Raw genomic sequence first — 22,065 nt, 5'->3', positions numbered from 1 at the left:
AGGGGCCGGAGGGGTCCGCGGGACGAGACGCGGAGCCGGCCGCGGGACGGGGGGCGGGACCGGCCCGCCGGCGCCCGGCCCGTCCGCACCGACGGGCCGCCCGGCGCGGAGCTGCCCGAGTACGCGGAGCGGGTGCTGGAGGTCGTCGAGCTGATCCCGCGCGGGCGGGTGATGACCTACGGCGACATCGCCGAGTGGCTGGAGGAGGGCGGCCCGCGCCAGGTCGGCCGCGTGCTGGCGCTCTACGGGGGCGCCGTCCCCTGGTGGCGTGTGATCCGCGCGGACGGCACCCTGCTGCCCGGCCATGAGCTCCGCGCCCTCGCCCACTACCGCGAGGAGGGCACCCCGCTGCGCGGACCGGCCCGCTCCACCGAAGGCCACCTGCCGCGCGTGGACCTCGCCCGGGCGCGCTGGGACGGGGCGTCCGAGACGGACCGCCGGCACCAGGGGCGCGACGGGGTCGACGGGCACGACGGAGACATCGCTCACACCTGACACCTTCCGCGAGCGGGCCCGCCCATGCGTGCCGGGCGCGACCCGCGCGCCGAGGATCGGCGGCCGAGCGGACGCGACCGGGACGGGCTGGGGCTTCCGGACGCCGTCGGCGGAGGGGCCGCCGGCACCGACGAGCGGCTGGAGGCTCCCGTTCCCACCGCTTCGGACGCGCGAGACGCCTCCGCCGGGGCGCGGGAGGTCGCCGGCCGTACGTCGGGAGGCGTATGCGCGAGACGCCTCGCCTGGCGTAGCGTCGGGGGCGACCTCCGCCGCTCGCGGCGCGCCAGGCGCCCACGGCACACCGGCCCTCGTCACCGCCCGGCCACCTCCCGGCGCGCGGGTGCCGTGCGCCCCGTACGGCAGGCGGGTCCGCCCGACCACACCCAGCACACCCACCAGGACCGGCGATCCACGTGAGCTCCTCCTCCTCGTCCCTTGCGGGGCAACGACAACCGCGGCAGACACGGCAGCCGCGTCCGTCGTCCGCGCGATCGCGATCCATGGGGCAGCCGCGCGGGGGAGAGCCGTCCTCGGGACCGTACCGCTTGGTGCGCACCCCGCCGGAGCCGGCGACTCCTCCTGTCCTGGACGCTCGGCAGCGCGCCGTGGTTGAGCACACCCGAGGACCGCTGCTGGTGCTGGCGGGGCCGGGCACCGGCAAGACGACCACGCTGGTGGAGGCCGTGGCGGCGCGCGTCGGGCGGGGCGTGGACCCGGATCGGATCCTGGTGCTCACCTTCAGCCGGAAGGCGGCGGTGGAGCTGCGGGACCGGATGGCGGCGCGCCTGGGGGGCGCACACGCACCCCAGGCCACGACTTTTCACTCCTATTGCTATGCGCTGGTCCGCGCCCACCAGGACGCCGACCTCTTCGCCGATCCGCTGCGGCTGCTGTCCGGCCCGGAGCAGGACGTCGTCGTCCGCGAGCTGCTCGCCGGCCAGACCGAGCTGGAGCGCGAGGGGCGCGCCGCGGTCCGCTGGCCGGACGAGCTGCGCGCCTGCCTGACCACCCGCGGCTTCGCCGACGAGGTCCGCGCGGTGCTCGCGCGCAGCCGCGAACTGGGGCTCGGCCCCGACGCGCTGGACGCCTTCGCCGCCCGCACCGGACGGCCGGACTGGCGCGCCGCGGCGGCCTTCCTCGCCGAGTACCTCGACGTGCTGGACGCCCAGGGGGTGCTCGACTACGCCGAACTCGTGCACCGCGCGGTGCTGCTGGCCGAGCGCCCCGAGGTCGCCGGCCGGCTTGCCGGCCGCTACGACGCGGTCTTCGTGGACGAGTACCAGGACACGGACGCGGCCCAGACACGGCTGCTGCGGGCGCTGGCGGGCGGTGGCCGCACCCTCGTCGCCTTCGGCGACCCCGACCAGTCGATCTACGCCTTCCGCGGTGCCGACATGAACGGCATCCTCGACTTCCCGCACTCCTTCCGGCGCACCGACGGGGAGCCGGCCCCGGTCGAGGTGCTCGGCACCAGCCGCCGCTCCGGCGCGGCGCTCCTGGCCGCCACCCGGCTCATCGCCCGCCGGATGCCCCTCACCCGCCTCCCGGCGGACGCGGTGCGGGCCCACCGGGAGCTGACGGCCGAGCGCCCCGGGGGCCACGTCGAGGTGTACACCTACCCGACGGCCGGCGCCGAGCTCGACAACATCGCCGACGTGCTCCGCCGCGCCCACCTCGAAGACGGCCTGCCCTGGAGTGAGATGGCCGTCCTGGTCCGCGCGGGCGCCCGTTCCCTGCCCGCCCTCCGTCGCGCCCTCACCGCCGCCGGCGTCCCCGTCGACATCGACGGCGACGACATCCCGCTTCGCCACGAACCCGCCGTGGCCCCCCTGCTGACCGCCCTCCGCGCCGCCGCGACCGCCGCCCTGACCGACACCCCCACGGGCGCCCCCTCGCGCGAGGGGGCCGGGCCGGCGGGCGAGTCCCCCGCGCCGGAGGCGCGGACCCAGGACACCCACGACCCCGCGTCGGGAGAGGACACCCACGACCCCGCGTCGGGAGGCGACGACGCCCCGGAGGGGCGGGCCGCTTCCCCCGGCGACGAGCAGAGCGACGACTTCGCGCCGGGAGGTGCCCGGCTCGGCACCGAGACCGCCCTGACCCTCCTCGCCTCGCCCCTCGCCGGCATGGACGCCACCGACCTCCGCCGGTTGGGCCGGGCGCTGCGGGAGGAGGCGCGGGCCGCGGGACAGGCCGTGCCGCCGCCGTCGGACGAGCTGTTGGCGCAGGCGCTCGCGGAGCCGGAGCGGCTGGTCGCGCACGACTCCGCGTACGCGCGCGGCGCCCGGCAGCTGGGTGAGCTGCTGCGCACGGCGCGGCAGCTGCTGGCCGCCGGCGGGACCGCGGAAGAGGCCCTGTGGACGCTGTGGGACGGCACGTCCTGGCCGGGCCGGCTGGAGCGGGCCGCCCGCCGGGGCGGGGCCGCGGGGCGCAACGCCGACCGCGACCTCGACGCGGTGTGCGCGCTGTTCGAAACCGCCGCCCGCGCGGAGCAGCGCAGCGGCGGCCGGGGCGCGCTCAACTTCCTCGAAGAGCTCGACGCGCAGGACATCGCCGCCGACACGCTCACCCGTCGCGCGGTGCGCCCTGACGCCGTGCGGCTGATGACCGCGCACCGCTCCAAGGGCCTGGAGTGGCGGCTGGTGGTGGTCGCGGGCGTACAGGAGGGCCTGTGGCCGGATCTGCGGCGGCGCGGATCGCTGCTGGAGGCCGACCGGATCGGGCGGGACGGCCTGGCCGAACCGCTCTCCCAGGGCGCGCTGCTGGCCGAGGAGCGGCGGCTCTTCTACGTGGCGGCGACCCGCGCGAAGCAGCGCCTGGTGGTCACCGCCGTGAAGGCGGCCGCGGAGGACGGGGACCAGCCGTCCCGGTTCCTGGGCGAGTTGGGCGTGGAGGCGGTCGACGTCACCCACCGCCCGCGCCGCCCGCTGTCGGTGGCCGCGCTCGTCGCCGAACTGCGGGCGACCACCGTCGACCCCGAGGCGTCGGAGGCGCTGCGCGACGCCGCGGCGCTCCGGCTGGCCCGGCTGGCGGCGCTGCGCGACGACGAGGGGCAGCCGCTGGTGCCGGCGGCCCACCCGTACCGCTGGTGGGGCCTGGAGGAGCCGACGCGCAGCGCGGTGCCGCTGCGCGACCCCGAGCGGCCGGTGGCGCTGTCCGGCAGCGCCCTCGATCAGCTGGTGAACACCTGCTCCCTGCAGTGGTTCCTGGGCCGCGAGGTCAAGGCGGACGCGCCGGCCACCGCCGCCCAGGGCTTCGGCAACGTGGTGCACGTACTGGCCGACGAGGTGGCCTCCGGACAGACGCCGGCCGACCTTTCCGTGCTGATGGAGCGGCTGGACTCGGTGTGGGACGCGCTCGCCTTCGACGCGCCCTGGAAGTCGCGTCAGGAGAAGGAGAACGCGCGGGCCGCCCTGGAGCGCTTCCTGCACTGGCACGTGATGGAGCGCGGCGGCCGCACCCCCGTCGCCACCGAGCACGGATTCGACGTCACCCTGGATGCCGACGACTACAAGGTGCGCATCCGCGGCAGCATGGACCGCGTCGAGACCGACCGCGCGGGGCGCGCGTACGTCGTCGACTTCAAGACCGGCAAGCAGCCCGTCTCGCGCGACGCGGTCGCCCGCCACCCCCAGCTGGCCGTCTACCAGCTCGCCGTGCGGGAGGGCGCCGTCGACGGCCTCTTCCCGGTCGACACGGTCGACGGGGATCGCGCGGATGGAGCGGACGGAGCGGACGGCGGGGTCCACCCCGAGGGCACGGTCCCCGGGGACGCCGGGGACGGCGAGGTCCGCGCGGAGGGCACGGTCCGCGCGGAGGACACGGGAGTGACGAGGTTGGAGCCGGGCGGCGCCGAGCTCGTCCAGCTGCGCCAGGGGGCCGCCAAGAGGGACGGCGGAGAGGGCCTGCCCAAGGTGCAGGCCCAGGAGCCGCTGACCGGAGAGTGGGTCGGCGAGCTCCTCGCCACGGCCGCCGGCCGGGTGCTGGACGAGCGCTTCGCCCCCAGCACCGGCGACCACTGCGCCCGCTGCGCCTTCCGGGCCTCGTGCAGCGCCCAGCCGGAGGGCCGGCACATCGTGGAGTGACCCCGGGCCGCCGGACGAAGGTGGTCGGGGATGTCGGACCCACCCGTTAGCCTCGCAGGGTGTCCCCACATCTCAGCGACCCCGAGGAGCTCAAGGAGCTCCTCGGCATCCCGTTCACCCCGGAGCAGATGGCGTGTATCACCGCGCCGCCCGCTCCGCAGGTGATCGTGGCCGGCGCCGGGTCGGGGAAGACGACGGTGATGGCCGCCCGCGTGGTCTGGCTGGTGGGCACCGGGCAGGTCGCCCCGGAGCGGGTGCTGGGCCTCACCTTCACCAACAAGGCCGCCGGGGAGCTGGCGGAGCGGGTGCGGAAGGCCCTGGTCAAGGCGGGGGTGACGGACCCGGACCCGGTCGACCCCGACCAGCCGCCGGGGGAGCCGCGGATCTCCACGTACCACGCCTTCGCCGGGCAGCTCCTCAAGGACCACGGGCTCCGCGTCGGCCTCGAACCCTCCGCGCGGCTGCTCGCCGACGCCACCCGCTTCCAGCTCGCCGCGCGGGTGCTGCGCACCGCGCCCGGCCCCTACCCGGCACTCACCCGCCCGTTCGCGGACCTCGTCACCGACCTGCTCGCGCTCGACGCGGAGCTGGCCGAGCACCTGGTCCCCGCCGAGCGGCTGCGCGCGCACGACACCGAGCTGCTGCGCACCCTGGAGGGCACCAGGCTCAGCAACGCCGACCTGCGCAGGGTGCCCGAGGCCGCCCGCGCCCGGCTCGAGCTGCTCGGGCTGGTCGAGGCGTACCGCGACCACAAGCGCGCCCGCGACGTGCTGGACTTCGGCGACCAGATCGCGCTGTCGGCGACCCTGGCCCGCGGCCGCCCCGAGGTCGGCCGGATGCTGCGGGAGGAGTTCGCGGTCGTCCTGCTGGACGAGTACCAGGACACCTCCGTCGCCCAGCGGCTGCTGCTGTCCGGGCTGTTCGGCGGCGGCACGGGACACGCGGTCACCGCCGTCGGCGACCCGTGCCAGGCCATCTACGGCTGGCGCGGCGCCTCCGTCGCCAACCTGGACGACTTCCCCGAGCACTTCCGGCACGCCGACGGTCGGCCGGCCCGGCGCTTCGCGCTCAGCGAGAACCGGCGCAGCGGCGGCCGGCTGCTGTCCCTCGCCAACGGGCTGGCCGCGCCGCTGCGGGCCATGCACGAGGGGGTCGAGGCGCTGCGCCCGGCCCCGGGCGCCGAGCGGGACGGTGTGGTGCGCTGCGCCCTGCTGCCCACCCACGCCGAGGAGCTGGCCTGGCTCGCCGACTCGATCGCGCACCTGGTGCGCACCGGGACGGCCCCCGGCGAGATCGCCGTGCTGTGCCGCACGGCCACCGACTTCGCACAGATCCAGGGCGCCCTGGTGGAGCGGGATGTGCCGGTGGAGGTGGTCGGCCTCTCCGGCCTGCTGCACCTGCCGGAGGTCGCCGACCTCGTCGCCGTCTGCGAGGTGCTCCAGGACCCGTCGGCCAACGCCTCCCTGGTCCGGCTGCTCACCGGCCCGCGCTGGCGCATCGGCCCGCGCGACCTGGCGCTGCTCGGTCGGCGCGCCCGCGCGCTGGTGCGCGACGGCCGCGCCGGCGAGGAGCCGAGCGGGGACGCGGCGCGGGACGCCCAGCGGCGGCTCGCCGAGGCCGTCGAGGGGGTCGACCCCGCGGAGGTGGTCTCGCTCGCCGACGGGCTCGACACCTTCCTGGGCGACGGCGGCCACGAGGACGGGCTGCCCTTCTCGCCCGAGGCCCGGCTCCGCTTCGCGCGGCTCGCCGCCGAGCTGCGCGAGCTGCGCCGCTCGCTCGCCGACCCGCTGATGGACGTGGTGCACCGGGTGCTGGCCGTCACCGGCCTGGAGGTCGAGCTCTCCGCCTCGCCGCACGCCCTCGCCGCCCGCCGCCGCGAGACGCTCGGCAACTTCCTCGACGTCGCCGCGAACTTCGCCGCCCTGGACGGGGAGACCACCCTGCTGGCCTTCCTGGGCTTCCTGCGCACGGCAGCGCAGTACGAGAAGGGGCTCGACAACGCCCTGCCCGGCGGTGAGAACACCGTCAAGGTGCTCACCGCGCACAAGTCCAAGGGCCTGGAGTGGGACGTGGTGGCGGTGCCGGGCCTGGTCGCCAAGCAGTTCCCCAGCGAGCAGGGGCGCGAGTCCTGGACGGCGCACGCCAAGGTGCTGCCGCACGCCCTGCGCGGCGACGCCGCCACGCTTCCGGACGTCGACGCCTGGGACAGCAAGGGCATGGCGGCCTACAAGGAGGCGATGAAGGAGCACCAGCACACCGAGGAGCTGCGGCTGGGCTATGTGACGTTCACCCGCCCCCGCTCCCTGCTGCTGGGCTCCGGCCACTGGTGGGGTCCCAGCCAGAAGCGCCCGCGCGGGCCCTCCGCCTTCCTGGAGGCGCTGCGCGCGCACTGCGAGACGGACCCGGCCCACGGCGAGGTGGAGGCGTGGGCGGATCAGCCGGGGGACGAGGACGAGAACCCCGCGCTCCGCGCGGACACCGCCGACAGCGCCTGGCCGCTTCCGCTGGACCCGGACGCACTGGCCCGCCGCCGCCGCGCCCGCGACATCGTCCTGCGCCACCTGAGGCGGCTGGAGGCCGCGGCGCGCGCCGACCAGGAGAGCGGCGGGGGCGAGGACGACGCGTACGAGGCCGTCGCGGACAGCGCCGACGCGGATCAGGACGCCGCCGCCCCCGCGCGGATTCCGGTCGCCCATGACGTCGAGCACCCCGCGACCGTCCCGGACCCGGACTGGCCGCCGCCACCGGACGACGAGCCCGAGGACGAGCCCCACGGAGGGCCGTTCGGCGACGAGCCCTCCTCCGGCGCCCCCCGCGCGGCCGCGCCTCACGTGGACGCGTCCCACGGCGACCCGTACGGCTCGTATGGCGACGCGTACGACGACGCCCCCTATGGTGACGAGCCGCCCGAGGACGACCCGTACGCCGAGGGGGCGGAGGACCCCGCCGACTGGGACGCCTGGAGCACGGAGCGCCCCGTCCCCGCCGTGGACGTGCGCCTGCCGGCCCAGGCCGGCCCCGGTGCGCCGGCCGACGTCGCACGCCCCGACGACGTCGAGGCCCGCGCACACTTCGAGGCCACCGAGGCCACCGAGGCCACCGAGGCCACCGAGGCCACCGAGGCCACCGAGGACACCGGGAACACCGACGGCATCGACGACATCGAGGACGCCGGTTACGTCGAGGACGCCGGCGACGCCTACGGCATCGGGGACGCCGTGCCGCCGCCCGTGGCCGGCGGGGCTCCCGAGCCTTCGTCGCACCCCGACGACGACCCCGGTCCGAGCGGTGGCGACCGCGGCCGGCCGCGCGCGGTCATACCCCACGCGCGGCCCCGGCCCGCGGACGACGCCCCGCGCGGGACTGCCGCGCCCGGGGGTGGGCGGTGGCGCCGCGGCGAACGCCTGCTGCCCGAGGAGGCGCGGTTGGCCGCCTCCTGGGATCGCGACCTGGAGGCGCTCGCCGGCGAGCTGCGGCGCGCCCGCGCGGTGGTGCGGGACGTCCCCGTCCCGCCGGTGCTGAGCGCCTCGCAGCTGCTGCGGCTGGCCGCCGACCCCGACGGGTTCGCGCGGGAGCTGGCCCGGCCGATGCCGCGCCCGCCGCAGCCCGCCGCGCGGCGCGGCACCCGCTTCCACGCGTGGGTGGAGTCGCGCTTCGAGGAGCTGCCGCTGCCCATGCTCGGTCCCGACGAGCTGCCCGGCGGCGCCGACGACGGACTGGCCGGCGCGGAGATCGCCGACGAGCGGGAGCTGGCCGCGCTCAAGGAGGCGTTCGCCCGGACCCCGTACGCGCGACGCACCCCGTACCGCGTCGAGGCGCCGTTCCAGCTGGTGCTCGCCGGCCGTACGATCCGCGGCCGCATCGACGCGGTCTACCGGGAACGCGGCCCGCGCGGGGACAGCTACGAGATCGTCGACTGGAAGACCGGGCGGTTCCACGACGCCGACCCGCTCCAGCTGGCCGTCTACCGGGTCGCCTGGGCCGAGCAGCGCGGCGTGCCGCTGTCCGCGGTCACGGCGGCGTTCCTGTACGTGCGCGGCGGCGAGATCGTACGGCCGCGGTCGCTGCCCGACCGCGCGGAGCTGGAGCGCATCCTGACGGGCGAGCCCGCCGTGCCGGAGGGCACCCCGGAGGTCGGCGGGGCCGCGGGCGCGGAGCGGAGGGACCGGACCGGGGGAGTGGATCAGACCGGGGGCCCGGACGGGGCCGGCCCGGACGCGGCCGGGGGTGCGGACGAGGGTGGCGCCGGGTGACGAGCGCCTCAGAGCTCGCTGCCCGGCCCGCGGCGTGGGCCGGATAGGCTCGTCGGCATGAGCACCACCCCGGACGCCGCTGTCCGCGCCTACGTCGAAGGCCACCGTGCCGCCTTTCTCGACGACCTCGCCGAGTGGCTGCGCATTCCTTCCATATCGGCCGATCCCGGTCACGCCGACGACGTCCGGCGCAGCGCCGAGTGGCTTGCGGACCGGCTGACGGCGACGGGTTTCCCGACGGTGGAGATCTGGGAGACCGCGGGTGCTCCGGCGGTGTTCGCCGAGTGGCCCTCCGGCGATCCGCAGGCGCCCACGGTGCTGGTCTACGGCCACCACGACGTGCAGCCCGCCGCGCGGGAGGACGGCTGGCACACCGACCCCTTCGAACCGGTCGTCCGGGACGGCCGGATGTACGCGCGGGGCGCCGCCGACGACAAGGGCCAGGTGTTCTTCCACACCCTGGGGCTGCGGGCCCATCTGCACGCCACCGGGCGTACCGCCCCGGCCGTCAACCTCAAGCTGCTCGTCGAGGGCGAGGAGGAGTCCGGCTCTCCGCACTTCCCCGACCTGGTGCGCGCGCACGCCGCCCGGCTCGCCTGCGACGCGGTGGTCGTCTCCGACACCGGCATGTGGTCCGAGGACACCCCGACCGTGTGCACCGGTATGCGCGGCCTCACCGACTGCCAGATCGACCTGTACGGGCCCGATCAGGACATCCACTCCGGCTCCTTCGGCGGCGCCGTGCCCAACCCGGCCACCGAGGCCGCCCGGCTGGCCGCCGCGCTGCACGACTCCGAGCGCCGGGTGGCGGTCCCCGGCTTCTACGACGGAGTGGTGGAGCTCACCGACCGGGAGCGCGAACTCCTGGCCGAGCTGCCCTTCGACGAGGACGTCTGGCTGCGCACCGCCCACTCGCACGCCGCGTTGGGCGAGGCGGGCCACACCACCCTGGAGCGGATCTGGGCCCGCCCGACCGCCGAGGTCAACGGCATCGGCGGCGGCTACCAGGGGCCGGGCGGCAAGACCATCGTCCCGTCCACCGCCCAGCTGAAGCTGTCCTTCCGGCTGGTCGCGGGCCAGGACGCGGAGCGCGTCCAGGACGCCGTGCGCGCCTGGGTGGCCGAACGGCTGCCCGCCGGCATCCGGCACGAGATCACCTTCTGGGGCGCGACCCGACCCTGTCTCACCCCACTCGACCACCCGGCCCTCCAGTCCGTCGTGCGGGCGATGGGGCGGGCCTTCGGACAGCCGATCCGGTTCACCCGCGAGGGCGGCTCGGGACCGGCCGCCGACCTCCAGGACGTGCTCGGCGCGCCGGTGCTCTTCCTGGGGATCTCCGTGCCCTCGGACGGCTGGCACGCGCCGAACGAGAAGGTCGAACTGGAGTTGCTGATGAAGGGCGTCGAGACCACCGCGTACCTGTGGGGGGACCTCGCGGACACCTGGCGCCCCGCATCGGCCGGACGGCCCGCGCCGTGATGCGGGCGAGCAAGAGAACGAGCCGTCATAGGGGGAGTAGGAAACCGTCGTGACCATCTGGACCGAACGCACCGTCGACCATCCGATCGCGCTCACCAGCGCCAGCGGGATCGACCGCGCGGCACACCATCGCCTGGACGAGGCATGGCTGGCGGCGGCCTGGAGCCACCCCACGACCCGAGTGTTCGTGGTCTCCGGGGGCCAGGCGCTGGTCGACGACGGCCCGGACGGCCGCACCGAGCTGGTCATGACCCCGGCCTTCGAGGCCCCGCTCACCGAGACGCACCGCTACTTCCTCGGCACCGACGAGGACGGCGTGCGCTACTTCGCGCTGCAGAAGGACGCGCTGCCGGGACGGATGGACCAGTCCGCGCGGCCGGCCGGACTGCGGGAGGCGGGCGCGCTGCTCTCCGACCGCGACGCGGCGCTGCTCACCCATGCCGTGGCGCTGGAGAACTGGCAGCGGCTGCACCGCTTCTGCTCGCGCTGCGGCGAGCGCACGGTCATCGCGGCCGCGGGCCACGTCCGGCGCTGCCCGGCGTGCGGCGCCGAGCACTACCCGCGTACCGACCCCGCCGTGATCATGTTGGTGACCGACGATCACGACCGGGCGCTGCTGGGCCGCCAGATGCACTGGCCCGAGGGGCGCTTCTCCACGCTGGCCGGGTTCGTGGAGCCGGGGGAGTCGATCGAACAGGCCGTCGTCCGCGAGGTGGCCGAGGAGGCGGGCGTGACCGTCGGCGAGGTCGAGTACGTGGCCAGCCAGCCCTGGCCGTTCCCGTCCAGTCTGATGCTCGGCTTCATGGCGCGAGCCACGTCCGACCGGATCGACGTGGACGGGGAGGAGATCCACGAGGCGCGCTGGTTCTCCCGAGAGGAGCTGCGGGCCGCGTTCGAGGTCGGGGAGGTGCTCCCTCCGTCCGGCATCTCGATCGCGGCCCACCTGATCGAACGCTGGTACGGCGAGCCCCTGCCGTCGGGCGTCGGCCGCCAGGGCTGACGCCCGCGGGCCGCGGGGCGCGCCGCACCGACGGCCGGTCAGACGCTGATCTTCGCCTTCACCTGCGCGAGCGACGGGTTGGTCAGCGTCGAGCCGTCGGCGAACAGGACGGTCGGAACCGTCTGGTTGCCACCGTTGGCCTTCTCCACGAAGGCGGCCGACTCGGGGTCCTGCTCGATGTTGATCTCGTGGTAGGTGATGCCCTCGCGGTCCAGCTGGCTCTTCAGACGGCGGCAGTAGCCGCACCAGGTGGTGCTGTACATCGTCACAGTGCCCGACATCGGTCTCGGTGCTCCTTAAGGGTGTGAGGGGACGCTTGGCGCGGTTCCAGTGGTCCAACGTGCGGCCGGACCGCACCATTCCCGGGCCCGTCCCCTGGAACGCCGACCCGATGTGCGAAACGTCGCATTCCGCACCGGTCGCCGGTCGCCGGGCGCAGGGACCGCGGGCGAGGCGTGGGCGAGGCCCGGCCCCGCCGTGGCCCGCCGGCCGCAGGGGCCAACGGTAGACGCTGGATGGACATCCGATGGCGGGCGGGGGACCGGTATTCGTATGACCGCGACCACTCACCTGTGGACAACCGGCTCAGGTGTCCCGGCGGACCTGGCAGCATGGCGGGGTGACACCAGCAACGCCTTCCACCCTCTTCCCGCCGGCCTCCGCGCCGAGCGAGTACGCGGCGACGCCGCGTGACGCCGACGCGGTGCTGGAGGGCCTCGACCCGGAGCAGCGTGAGGTCGCCCTCGCGCTGCACGGTCCGGTGTGCGTGCTGGCCGGCGCGGGCACGGGCAAGACCCGCGCCATCACCCATCGGATCGCCTACGGGGTGCAGGCGGGAATCCTCCAGCCCGCCAGTGTGCTCGCCGTCACCTTCACCAACCGCGCGGCGGGCGAGATGCGGGGGCGGCTGCGTCAGCTCGGCGCGGCCGGCGTCCAGGCCCGCACCTTCCACTCCGCCGCGCTGCGCCAGCTCCAGTACTTCTGGCCGAAGGCGGTCGGTGGCGAGCTGCCCCGGCTGGTGGAGCGCAAGGCGCAGCTGGTCGCGGAGGCCGCCGCGCGCTGCCGGCTCCGGCTGGACCGCACCGAGCTGCGCGATGTGACCGGCGAGATCGAGTGGTGCAAGGTCACTCAGACCGTCCCCGAGGACTATCCGGCGGCCGCCGCCAGGGCGGGCCGCGAGGCCCCGCGCGACCCCGCCGAGATCGCCCGGGTGTACGCGGGTTACGAGGAGCTCAAGCGCGAGCGCGGCCAGATCGACTTCGAGGACGTGCTGCTGCTCACGGTGGCGGTGCTCCAGGACCGGCCCGACATCGCCGACCAGGTGCGCCGCCAGTACCAGCACTTCGTGGTGGACGAGTACCAGGACGTCAGCCCGCTCCAGCAGCGGCTGCTGGAGCTGTGGTTGGGCGACCGGGACAGCCTGTGCGTGGTCGGCGACGCCAGCCAGACGATCTACTCCTTCACCGGCGCCACCCCGGACCATCTGCTGGACTTCCGCCGGCGCCACCCCGGCGCCACGGTGGTCAAGCTGGTCCGCGACTATCGCTCCACCCCCGAGGTGGTGCACCTGGCCAACGGGGTGTTGGCCCAGGCGCGCGGCCGCGCCGCGGAGCACCGGCTGGAGCTGGTCTCGCAGCGCGAGCCGGGCCCCGCCCCCAACTACACGGAGTACGGGGACGAGCCCGCCGAGGCCGAGGGCGTCGCCCGGCGCATCCGGGCGCTGCTCGACTCCGGCGTCCGGGCCAGCGAGATCGCCGTGCTCTTCCGGGTCAACGCCCAGTCCGAGCTCTACGAGCAGGCCCTGGCGGACGCCGGGGTGCCCTACCAGCTGCGCGGCGCTGAGCGCTTCTTCGAGCGGCCCGAGGTGCGCGAGGCCGGGCTGCTGCTGCGCGGCGCGGCCCGCGCCGGAGCTGCGGACCCGACGCTGACGGATGTGGACGTCCCCTCGCAGGTGCGGGCGGTGCTGGGCACCCGCGGCTGGTCGGCCGAGCCGCCGGCGGGCTCCGGTGCGGCCCGGGACCGCTGGGAGTCGCTGGCGGCGCTGGTGCGGCTCGCCGAGGACTTCGTCCGGTCCCGGCCGCGGGCCACCCTCGCCGACCTGGTCGCCGAGCTGGACGAGCGGGCCGCGGCGCAACACGCCCCCACGGTGGAGGGTGTGACGCTCGCCTCACTGCACGCGGCCAAGGGCCTGGAGTGGGACGCGGTGTTCCTGGTCGGTCTCACCGAGGGCATGATGCCGATCACCTACGCCAGGACCGACGAGCAGATCGAGGAGGAGCGGCGGCTCCTCTATGTAGGGGTCACCCGGGCGCGCCGCCATCTCTCCCTGTCCTGGGCCCTGTCGCGGGCCCCGGGCAGCCGTGGCGGGCGTCGCCCCAGCCGCTTTCTGCACGGGCTACGGCCGGGCACCGTGCCGGCGGGCGGCCGTGCCGCCTCCGCGGGCGGCCGAGGGTCGGGCCTGGAGTCGGGGGCGCCGTCCTCGGCCCACGGCCCCGGGGAGCGGGGCGGCGGGCCGCGCCGGCGCCGGGCGCCGGTGCGCTGTCGGGTGTGCGGCAGGACGCTGACCGACGCCGGCGAGATCAAGCTCATGCGCTGCGAGGACTGCCCCTGCGAGCTGGACGAGGGGCTCTATGAGCGGCTGCACGAGTGGCGGTCCGCGCGCGCCCGCGAACTGGGCCAGCCGGCCTACTGCGTCTTCACCGACAAGACCCTGCTCGCGATCGCGGAGGCCGTTCCGGGAACCGAAATGGAGCTTTCCGCCATCTCTGGTGTGGGGAGGCGGAAGCTCGACGCGTTCGGTGCCGATGTCCTCGCGCTCTGTAGCGGCGAGATGCCCCGCGCAGACGAAAAGAACTCGCTGGAAAAATAGTTTGCGCACGCGGAGGCCGTACCCATAGCCTTCCGAGCAGGAGAGAACGAGCCTTTCGGGGCGCGTTCGAACCTGCTGCGCTGCTGTACTGAAAACCCCGTGGACTGGCTGCGGCCAGCCCCCCGAGACGCCGAGAGGAGGCGGAGACAATGACCAGCTTCATCAAGACGATCAAAATGACCGATCGCCCGGTCATCGCCGCCTGCCCGCTCGGCGCTTCGCGTCTCCGGGGCACCGGTCTGTCCTCCGTCCTGGAATCCGTCGTGAGTGAGCGACCGACCCAGGCACCTGCGGCAGTGACCGTGGCGACGGCTCCCACCTATGCCTTTGCCTTCGCGGTGGCGGCCAATGGTGCCGGATCCCTGACGACCGCTCAGCAGCAGCACCCGATGTGGGCCTTCCGTGGGCTCAAACCCTGGAGTTATCGCACCTGATCCAGGATCAGGTCGGCACCTTCCAGGGCCGCGGAACCCCTACCGGGATCCGCGGCCCTTTTGATTTGCCACCAGCCCGGCCACCAGCCGGAACGAAGAGACGAGGAACACACCGTGCAACTCAAGGCGCACACCCCGTCCGTATCGACCGACCTGATCCCCCCGCCTGACTCCTCGGAGGACCCCTTGACCTCGCTCACCGCCCTCACCGAGCTCGATGACGCCATCGAGAACCTCGGCGTAGCCGTCCCGTGCCGCTCCTACGACCCGGAGGTCTTCTTCGCCGAGTCCCCGGAGGACGTGGAGTACGCCAAGTCGCTCTGCCAGACCTGCCCGCTCCGTGAGGCCTGCCTCGCCGGCGCCAAGGACCGCCGCGAGCCGTGGGGCGTCTGGGGCGGCGAGCTGTTCGTCCAGGGGGTCGTCGTGGCCCGCAAGCGGCCGCGTGGCCGCCCGCGCAAGAACCCGGTCTCGGCATGATCTCCGCCGGCACCATCGACCGCCCAGCGGCGCACGACCCGAAGAAGCAGGAACTGATCATGACGCCGTCCACTGACGAGCGATCCCCAGAAACCACCGCACGCACCACCACCGGCGTGATCGAGTCGCGCCAGAACAGGACCCGCGCCATGCAACTCATCCCAGAAGCCCTGGCTCGCGCACACATGGAAGATCGCCTGCGCGAGGCCGACTCCCAACGCAGGGCGCTCCGGCTGGTGACCGCCCGTCGGATGCAGCGCCGAGCCGAGCGCGCCTCGCGCCGTGCCCGCCGCGCTCTGGCGATGGCGGTCATGCACTGACCACCGGGGCGCTGACCTCCGGGACACCGACGTCGAGTCCCGGTGGGCACACCACCACACCCCGCATACCCGAGGGCCGGTTCACGTGACCGGCCCTTCGGCCTCTCCTCCCCCCGAAGGGGGGTGATTGAGGGCGCGTTAGCACGGTCCCCACCACGGGCGGGGATATCGTCGCCAGGTGGACCAGAAGACGCATGACCCCGTGCCGTTGGAGTCCGAGAACCCGGTGTGCGCCCGCTGCGGCGCCGTCGCCGAGGGGACGCCGCTCACCTGGACCTGCTCCGTGGAGAACGGCACACGCCGCTACTTCTGCGACGACTGCGCCCGCGCCAACCTCCGGGCGATCGAGGGGCGTCTCGACTCCTCCTGGTGGTGACGCGCGCCCCCGGCCCTCTCGAGGCCGGAGGCGAGCCGCACCGCCGGTGCGTGAGCGGAGGCGCCAGGCCCGGCCGGCTTGGGCGGGGCCCTCAGGCGGAGGCCCCCTCGGCCCGCGCCGGCCCGCCGTCCGCCGTGGCCCCCCGCTCGGCGTCCTCCGCCGCGTCCTCCGGGCCCTCCCGGTCGGCTTCGCTGCCGTCCTCCCCGTCCTCCCCGATCTCCTCGGCGCCGTCCTCCGCCACGCCGTCGTCGCTGTCGTCCTCCGCCAGGAAGCCGGGTACCCAGTCCTCCAGCTCCCCTCGCATCCCCACCGTGGCGTCGAGTTGGCAGAGCACGCCGATGGTGCTGAGGCTGACCCGATGGATGAGCAGGTAGGACGGCGGCAGGTTGAGCTGGTTGCCCAGCTCGTACAGGGGGGACTTGCGGTCGGCCAGCCGCGCGGCCTGGCCGCGGATCCAGCCGCGGGTGAACGCGAACTCCTCCACCTGCGCGGGCTCGATGATGGGCAGCAGATACGCCAACAGCGCGTCGGGGTCGAGCTCGAACTTCTCCTTGACGAACCCCTCCTCCCGCATGAGCTGGTACACCGCGTCGGCCTCGCCGGCGAGCGCCAGCCGCAGGGCGATGCCGATGGTCGGGGGAAGCCCCTCGGAAAGCCGGTCCACCGTGCCGAAGTCCAGGACGCCCAGCCTCCACTTCTCGGCCGGACCGTCCGGGGCGTCGGAGGTCAGCAGCCGGAAGTTGCCCGGATGCGGGTCGGCGTGGAGCAGCCCGGTGCGGGACACCCCGGAGAAGAGAAAGCGGGTCAGCAGCTGTCCAGCCCGGTTCCGCTCCTCCGGCGTGCCCTCGGCTATCACCTGGGAGAGCGGCGTGCCCTCCATCCACTCGGTGATCAGCACCTGGTCGCCCTGGTGCACCACGTCCGGGACCAGGACGTCGGGGTCGTCGGCGAACTCCTCCGCGTAAGCCCGCTGGGCCTGCGCCTCCAGGCCGTAGTCGAGCTCCTCGGACACCCGGTCGCGGAGCTCGGCGATGAGCGGCTTGAGGTCCATGCCGGGCACCAGCGGCCCCAGCACCTTGGCGAAGCGGCTCAGTTGGTTCAGGTCCGACAGCAGCGCCTCGCCCGCTCCCGGGTACTGCACCTTGACGGCGACCTCGCGCCCGTCGTGCCACACCGCGCGATGCACCTGGCCGATCGAGGCCGCCGCGGCGGGCTTGTCGCTGAACTCCAGGAACAGCTCGCGCCAGTTCGGGCCAAGCCGCTCGGACAGGGCGGTGTGCACCGTGCGGGCCGGCATCGGCGGCGCCGCCTCCTGGAGCTTGGTCAGAGCGGCGCGGTAGGGCCTGGCGATCTCCTCGGGCAGCGCCGACTCGAAGACCGACATCGCCTGGCCCAGCTTCATCGCACCCCCCTTCAGCTCGCCGAGCACCTTGAACAGCTGCTCCGCCGTGCGCTGTTGCAGCTCCCGGGCGACGATCTCCGCCGACCGGCCGCCGATCCGCTTACCGAGACCCCAGGTGGCACGCCCGGCGAAGCCGAGTGGCAGCGAGGCCAACTTGGCGGTACGGGTGATCGCCTTGCGCGGAAGATCAGACATGCGCCCCTCCAACTACCTGCAACCGAGCCATCCCGGGGAACGGCACCCCCGGGTCCCGTCGCCCACCCAGCGGACGCCGGTCACCCGGCCATTGTTGCGTGCGGCGTCCGGGAGCCTGCGGGATATCCCCCATCCCCTGACATCGCCGCTCCGCAGACGCACTCCGGATGGGCCTCGAACGGGCGTGGATGCCAGGCGGCAGCGGGCATCGGCAGCTCCAACCGGGCACCGGCGCTGGCAGGAAGCTGACCGTCGAGAAAGCCCAAGGCGTGGACCGCGGCGAGCCCCGCGACCACCGTCGCCAGCGCCGTGTCACAGGCCGGAGCGGCGGGACGGCGGCCCGAACGCCACTGGGCGACCATCCGGGGCCAGTCCGGCTCCCGCTCCGCGGTCCTCGCGGCCAGACACCCGGCGCAGGGGGTGTGGCCCGGCAGCACCAGCGGCCCCACGACCCCGGTCGCCTCGATGACCCCCGCGTAGAGATGCGGGATTCCCGCAGCGATGAGCGGCTCGGCCTCGGCCGGGTCCGGCGCGTACGCCGCGAGCCCGTCGCGGGGCGCGATCACCACCAGCGTCAGGCCCGGTTCTCCGGCGGTGTCCCGGCGCCGAGCCGCGGGCACCGTCCGGCGCGCCCGGTCCTCGGGGGCGGCCCGACGCACCATCCGCCGCGCCGCCGCCTCCCGCCGCTCGCCGATGTCCTCGGCGGTCAGCCCGCCGGGCGCCACGTCCCAGGGTTCGACCCGGCCGCCGTCCATCACCTCGACCCGGCCCACACCGGAGGCGGAGAGCACCGCCGCGACCGCCGCGCCGACCCGGCCGGCGCCCTTGACCCGCACCCGCATCTCCCGCCGCGCGGCCAGCGCCCGCAGCGCCGCGCCCGGGACGGGGTGCAGCACCGACAGCGAGGCCAGGTCGGGGCGCAGCCGCTCCAGCACGCCCCGCCGCTCCCGCAGCGCCTGCGCCGCCGCCCCGCCGCCCGTCGGGTCGTCGAGCAGCCCGGCCGCGGCCAGCCGCTCCACCAGCGCGTCGGCCCGTCCCTCGGGCAGCCCCATCGCCCGTGCCTCCTCCCGCAGCAGCGGCAGCCCGCGGGTGCCGTCGAGCAGTTCGAGGAAACAGCCGGTGGCGGTGTCCAGCGGCCCCAGCACCACGGCGTGCGCCGGGGCCACCCCGAACCGCACCGTGTCCCGGCTTCGCCAGCCGCGCCGCAGCGCGGGCTTGAGCATCGGATGCATGACCGCGGTCCCCCGTCCCTCTCGGGCGGATCCGCCCGTGTCCCCCGCGGATCCGCGTCGCGCCACAGCGGCGCCACGCCCACAGCATGCGCGCCCCGCCGCCCACGGCGCCCGGAGTTATCCACAGCCTCGGGTATTAGTCGTACAAGCGGGGGCGGGTGGCGGTCCGCCCGGCCACGGCGTGCGGGGCGGGACTTCCGCCACCGTCAGCCGGTAACGTCGGGGCGTGCCCGCCGACCCTTCCCCTCGCCTCGCCGGCGAGACGCCCCCGGACCGTGCGGCGCCGCCACCGCCCGGCGCCCCGAGCCCGCAGGCCCGCGGCTCCCGCGCGAGCGCGGTCGAGGTCCGCAGAAGCTCCCGGCGCCGCCGGACGGTCTCGGCGTACCGCGAGGGCGACCGCACCGTGGTCCTCATCCCGGCCCGCATGTCGGAGGCGGAGGAGCGGCGCTGGGTGGGCGTGATGCTCGACAAGCTCGCCGCCCAGGAGAGCAAGCGGATGCTGGGCGACACGGATCTGGCCGACCGCGCCGAGCGGCTGTCGGACCAGTACCTCGGCGGGCGGGCCCGGCCCGCCACCGTCCGCTGGGTGACCAACCAGAACACCCGCTGGGGCTCGTGCACCCCGGCCGAGGGCAGCATCCGTCTCTCCCACCGGCTCCAGGGCATGCCGGAGTACGTCGTGGACTACGTGCTCCTCCACGAACTCGCGCATCTGCTGGTGCCCGGTCACGGTCCGGACTTCTGGCGGCTTCTGGAGCCCTATCCGCGGACCGAGCGGGCGCGCGGCTATCTGGAGGGCGTGGTGGCCGCGGGCAGGCTGCCGCACCTCCCCGCCGCGCGCCGCGAGTAGCGGCGGAGCCGCGACCCGCGCGGTCGAGACGTGTGTTCCGGGCGGACGCCCCGCCAAGGCCAACGGCCGGCGCCGGGGGCCGCCCCCTGGTAACGCCCGGGACCGGCGCCCCGGCTGACGCCTGGCCGGTCCGGGAGACGTCCGCGCGCCTCGCGCCCCGGGTGCCGCCGCCGGCGGGCCGAAGACGCCCGTGCCCGGCGCCCCGGCTGACGCAGGGGACCCGGAGATGCCCGCGCCTCGGTGCCCCGGGTGCCGCCCCCTGGTAACGCCCCGGACCGGCGCCCCGGCTGACGCCCGGACGGTCCCGGAGGTGTCCGCGCGCCTCGCGCCCCGGGTGCCGCCGCCAGCGCACCGAAGACGCCCGCGCCCAGCGGACCGAAGGCACTCGCCCCCAGCGGGCTGGAGACGCCCGCGCCCGGCGGGCTGAAGACCCCCGCGCCCGGCGCCCCCGCGGACGCCGCGGACCCCGAAGACGACCGCGCCCCGCCCATCACGGCTGACCCTGCCCGTCTCAGCCGCCGCACCGGTCCCGTCCCGGGCGCCGCTCCCGCCCCCTCAGCTGCCGCTTCCGGTCCCGCCCCGGCCACCGCTCCCGCCCCCTCGGCTGCCGCCTCCGGTCCTGCCCCGGACGGCGCTCGCGCCCCGTCAGTGGGGGCGCGTCATCCCAAGGAACGGCGTGCGCCGACCGTCTGAGCGGCGCTTACGGCGCGGGCGGACGGCGCGCACGGCTCGACGGGAAGGAACCGGGCCCCCTCGCCCCGGCGTCGCTCACAGTCGGCGGCAGCGGTTAGCCTGGCGCGCAATGCACTCACCGGTTCGGGATGGGGGACGGTCGTAACGTATGGCCAGGGAATTCCAGCGCGGCCACAAGGCCAAGATCAGTGACCTGACAGCCGGGAGGGACCTGTACATCGGTGTGCAGATCGCCGGGCCCGGGCTCACCTTCGACATCAGCTGCTTCGGTCTCGACGCCGACGAGCGGCTCTCCGACGACCGGTACTTCATCTTCTACAACCAGCCCAAGTCCCCCGAAGAGGCGATTCAGCAGCTCGGGCCGCAGGCGGGCGACGCCGAGTCGTTCCGGGTCACCCTCGACGGCATCCCGTCCCACATCCACAAGCTGTCCTTCACGGCGACGCTGGACGGCGAGGGCCAGATGTCGCAGATCGGCCCCGGCTACATCCGGGTCGTCGCGGGTGGCGAGGAGGTCGTGCGGTACTCCTTCACCGGAGCGGAGTTCAGCACCGAGCGGGCCGTGATGCTCGGCGACTTCTACCTCAAGGACGTTTGGCGCTTCGCCGCTGTGGGCCAGGGCTTCGACGGCGGCCTGGAGGCGCTGCTGCGGAACTTCGGCGGCGAGGTCGCCGAGGAGGAGCCCGCGCCGGCGCCCGAACCGGCCGGCGCCCCCGGCTTCGCCCCGCCGGGCCAGCCCACTCCCGCGCCGTCCTTCGCGCCGCCGGGTGCCGCCGCGCCCCCGCAGCCCGCCCCGCCGCCGCAGCCGGCCCCCGACTTCGGCCCGCCGCAGGGCGCGACCGCGCCGCAGCCGGCTCCGCCGGTGCCGCCGGCCCCGCAGCCGGCGGCCGCGCAGGGCTTCGCGCCGCCGCCCGGCAGCACCCCGCCGCCGGCCGCGCCGCCGCAGCAGGGCACCCCGCAGCAGGTGCACACGGCGCCGACCCTCGTCGGGCCGCTGACGCCGCCCGGCGGCACCGTTCCGCCGGCCGGCCAGCCCGGCCAGCCGCCGCAGTACGGTCACGGCGCGCCCGCCCAGCCGGCGTACGGGCAGCAGTCCGGCCAGTACCCGGCCCAGCCCGGCCCGTACGGCCAGCCTGGCCAGCCCGGCCAGTTCCCCGGCCAGCAGCCCGGCATGGCCCCGCCCGGGATGCCGCCGCAGGGCATGGCCCCGCCCGGCATGCCCCCGCAGGGCGCCGCCGCGCCCGGTGTGCAGGCCGCGCTCGCCAAGTACCGTGAGGCGCCCACCGGCCAGCGCTGGACCCCGCAGAACCCCAGGTTGGTCCGCGTCGACCTGAGCATCGGCGGCCAGCCCGTGCTCGCCCGGCAGGGCTCCATGGTGCTGTACCAGGGCAAGGTCGACTTCGGCTACAAGGGCGCGGGTTTCCGCGGCCGGATCGTGGGCAACGCCACCGGCCAGGAGATGCAGCTGATGCGCTGCTCCGGCTACGGTCAGGTCTTCCTCGCCGAGAACGCCGCGGAAGTCCACCCGATCGAGCTCCAGGGCGAGGCCATCTGCGTCTCCGCCGAGAGCGTGCTCGCCTTCGACGAGTCGCTCCAGTACGAGGTGCGCAGGATCGAGGGCCACGGCATCCCCGGTGGCGCGCTGTTCACCATGCAGTTCCAGGGCACCGGCACCCTCGTCGTCAAGACCCAGGGCACCCCGGTCGTGCTGCCGGTCACCCCGACCACCTTCGCGGACAGCAACGCCATCGTCGCCTGGTCCGCCGGCTCGCAGGTGATCATCTCCAGCCAGGTCAGGCTGCGCCGCACGTCCTACCCGGGCCACACCGGGGAGGCCGTGAACCTCCAGTTCCGGGGCGCGCCCGGAAACTTCATCGTCGTCCAGCCCTACGAGGTCTGAGGGAG

Annotated in this window: 15 protein-coding genes; 12 read left to right on the top strand and 3 right to left on the bottom strand. The window is 75.3% G+C overall.

Going from position 1 to position 22,065, the window contains the following annotated elements; genetic code table 11:
- Positions 1–111: 111 nt before the first annotated feature.
- The 5 genes from LRS74_RS11090 to nudC all read left to right on the top strand — a co-directional run bounded on the left by LRS74_RS11090 (position 112) and on the right by nudC (position 11,312).
- Positions 112–495, top strand: a complete 384-nt coding sequence (locus LRS74_RS11090) for an MGMT family protein (RefSeq protein ID WP_277744700.1) — start codon at positions 112–114, stop codon at positions 493–495.
- A gap of 500 nt (positions 496–995) precedes the next feature.
- A complete protein-coding gene (locus LRS74_RS11085) occupies positions 996–4,580 on the top strand; it encodes an ATP-dependent DNA helicase (RefSeq protein WP_277740855.1) in 3,585 nt (1,194 codons plus the stop codon).
- A 59-nt stretch (positions 4,581–4,639) separates the two neighbouring features.
- Entirely contained in the window at positions 4,640–8,833 is a 4,194-nt protein-coding gene (locus LRS74_RS11080; RefSeq protein WP_277740854.1) for an ATP-dependent DNA helicase, read from the top strand.
- 57 nt (positions 8,834–8,890) lie between these two features.
- Positions 8,891–10,312 carry a dipeptidase gene (locus LRS74_RS11075; protein ID WP_277740853.1) on the top strand — a complete coding sequence of 474 codons (1,422 nt, stop codon included), beginning with the start codon at positions 8,891–8,893 and terminating at the stop codon, positions 10,310–10,312.
- Between the two features lie 49 nt (positions 10,313–10,361).
- Positions 10,362–11,312 (top strand): NAD(+) diphosphatase, encoded by a 951-nt coding sequence (gene nudC, locus LRS74_RS11070; protein ID WP_277740852.1) that lies wholly within the window; start codon positions 10,362–10,364, stop codon positions 11,310–11,312.
- Positions 11,313–11,350: 38 nt separating this feature from the next.
- On the opposite strand, the gene LRS74_RS11065 is transcribed toward nudC, so the two are convergent.
- Positions 11,351–11,593, bottom strand: a complete 243-nt coding sequence (locus LRS74_RS11065) for a mycoredoxin (RefSeq protein ID WP_144381398.1) — start codon at positions 11,591–11,593, stop codon at positions 11,351–11,353.
- 338 nt (positions 11,594–11,931) lie between these two features.
- On the opposite strand from LRS74_RS11065, the gene LRS74_RS11060 reads away from it, so the two are divergent.
- From LRS74_RS11060 to LRS74_RS11040, 5 genes are all read left to right on the top strand, one after another.
- The gene (locus LRS74_RS11060; protein ID WP_277740851.1) at positions 11,932–14,181 is read left to right on the top strand and encodes an ATP-dependent DNA helicase UvrD2; all 2,250 of its coding nucleotides are present in this window, start codon (positions 11,932–11,934) and stop codon (positions 14,179–14,181) included.
- Positions 14,182–14,330: 149 nt separating this feature from the next.
- A complete protein-coding gene (locus LRS74_RS11055) occupies positions 14,331–14,615 on the top strand; it encodes a hypothetical protein (protein WP_277740850.1) in 285 nt (94 codons plus the stop codon).
- A gap of 114 nt (positions 14,616–14,729) precedes the next feature.
- The gene (locus LRS74_RS11050) at positions 14,730–15,092 is read left to right on the top strand and encodes a WhiB family transcriptional regulator (RefSeq protein ID WP_277740849.1); all 363 of its coding nucleotides are present in this window, start codon (positions 14,730–14,732) and stop codon (positions 15,090–15,092) included.
- Positions 15,089–15,412: a hypothetical protein gene (locus LRS74_RS11045; RefSeq protein ID WP_277740848.1), complete on the top strand. Its 324-nt coding sequence runs from the start codon at positions 15,089–15,091 to the stop codon at positions 15,410–15,412. Before LRS74_RS11050 ends, LRS74_RS11045 begins: the two co-directional genes overlap by 4 nt.
- Positions 15,413–15,590: 178 nt before the next feature.
- Positions 15,591–15,788, top strand: coding sequence for a hypothetical protein (locus LRS74_RS11040; protein ID WP_277740847.1), 198 nt, complete (start codon positions 15,591–15,593; stop codon positions 15,786–15,788).
- A gap of 91 nt (positions 15,789–15,879) precedes the next feature.
- On the opposite strand, the gene LRS74_RS11035 is transcribed toward LRS74_RS11040, so the two are convergent.
- On the bottom strand, positions 15,880–17,385 hold the full coding sequence (locus LRS74_RS11035) for an AarF/ABC1/UbiB kinase family protein (protein ID WP_277740846.1): 1,506 nt from the start codon (positions 17,383–17,385) through the stop codon (positions 15,880–15,882).
- Positions 17,386–17,465: 80 nt separating this feature from the next.
- A complete protein-coding gene (locus LRS74_RS11030; RefSeq protein ID WP_277740845.1) occupies positions 17,466–18,617 on the bottom strand; it encodes a ThiF family adenylyltransferase in 1,152 nt (383 codons plus the stop codon).
- Between the two features lie 226 nt (positions 18,618–18,843).
- On the opposite strand from LRS74_RS11030, the gene LRS74_RS11025 reads away from it, so the two are divergent.
- The gene (locus tag LRS74_RS11025; protein WP_277740844.1) at positions 18,844–19,467 is read left to right on the top strand and encodes a M48 family metallopeptidase; all 624 of its coding nucleotides are present in this window, start codon (positions 18,844–18,846) and stop codon (positions 19,465–19,467) included.
- An 841-nt stretch (positions 19,468–20,308) separates the two neighbouring features.
- A complete protein-coding gene (locus tag LRS74_RS11020; RefSeq protein WP_277740843.1) occupies positions 20,309–22,060 on the top strand; it encodes a TerD family protein in 1,752 nt (583 codons plus the stop codon).
- Positions 22,061–22,065 lie beyond the last annotated feature (5 nt).

The sequence above is a fragment of the Streptomyces sp. LX-29 genome (assembly GCF_029541745.1).
Classification (GTDB): Bacteria; Actinomycetota; Actinomycetes; order Streptomycetales; family Streptomycetaceae; genus Streptomyces.
The sequence above is the reverse complement of the archived record's forward strand: the minus strand, read 5'-3'. Positions and strand labels throughout refer to the sequence as shown.

Excerpts from the sequence above, each read along its gene's own strand:
- LRS74_RS11085 (WP_277740855.1), top strand. The coding sequence starts at position 996 with ATGGGGCAGCCGCGCGGGGGAGAGCCGTCCTCGGGACCGTACCGCTTG.
- LRS74_RS11075 (WP_277740853.1), top strand. The coding sequence starts at position 8,891 with ATGAGCACCACCCCGGACGCCGCTGTCCGCGCCTACGTCGAAGGCCAC.
- LRS74_RS11065 (WP_144381398.1), bottom strand. The coding sequence starts at position 11,593 with ATGTCGGGCACTGTGACGATGTACAGCACCACCTGGTGCGGCTACTGC.
- LRS74_RS11055 (WP_277740850.1), top strand. The coding sequence starts at position 14,331 with ATGACCAGCTTCATCAAGACGATCAAAATGACCGATCGCCCGGTCATC.
- LRS74_RS11045 (WP_277740848.1), top strand. The coding sequence starts at position 15,089 with ATGATCTCCGCCGGCACCATCGACCGCCCAGCGGCGCACGACCCGAAG.
- LRS74_RS11035 (WP_277740846.1), bottom strand. The coding sequence starts at position 17,385 with ATGTCTGATCTTCCGCGCAAGGCGATCACCCGTACCGCCAAGTTGGCC.
- LRS74_RS11030 (WP_277740845.1), bottom strand. The coding sequence starts at position 18,617 with ATGCATCCGATGCTCAAGCCCGCGCTGCGGCGCGGCTGGCGAAGCCGG.
- LRS74_RS11020 (WP_277740843.1), top strand. The coding sequence starts at position 20,309 with ATGGCCAGGGAATTCCAGCGCGGCCACAAGGCCAAGATCAGTGACCTG.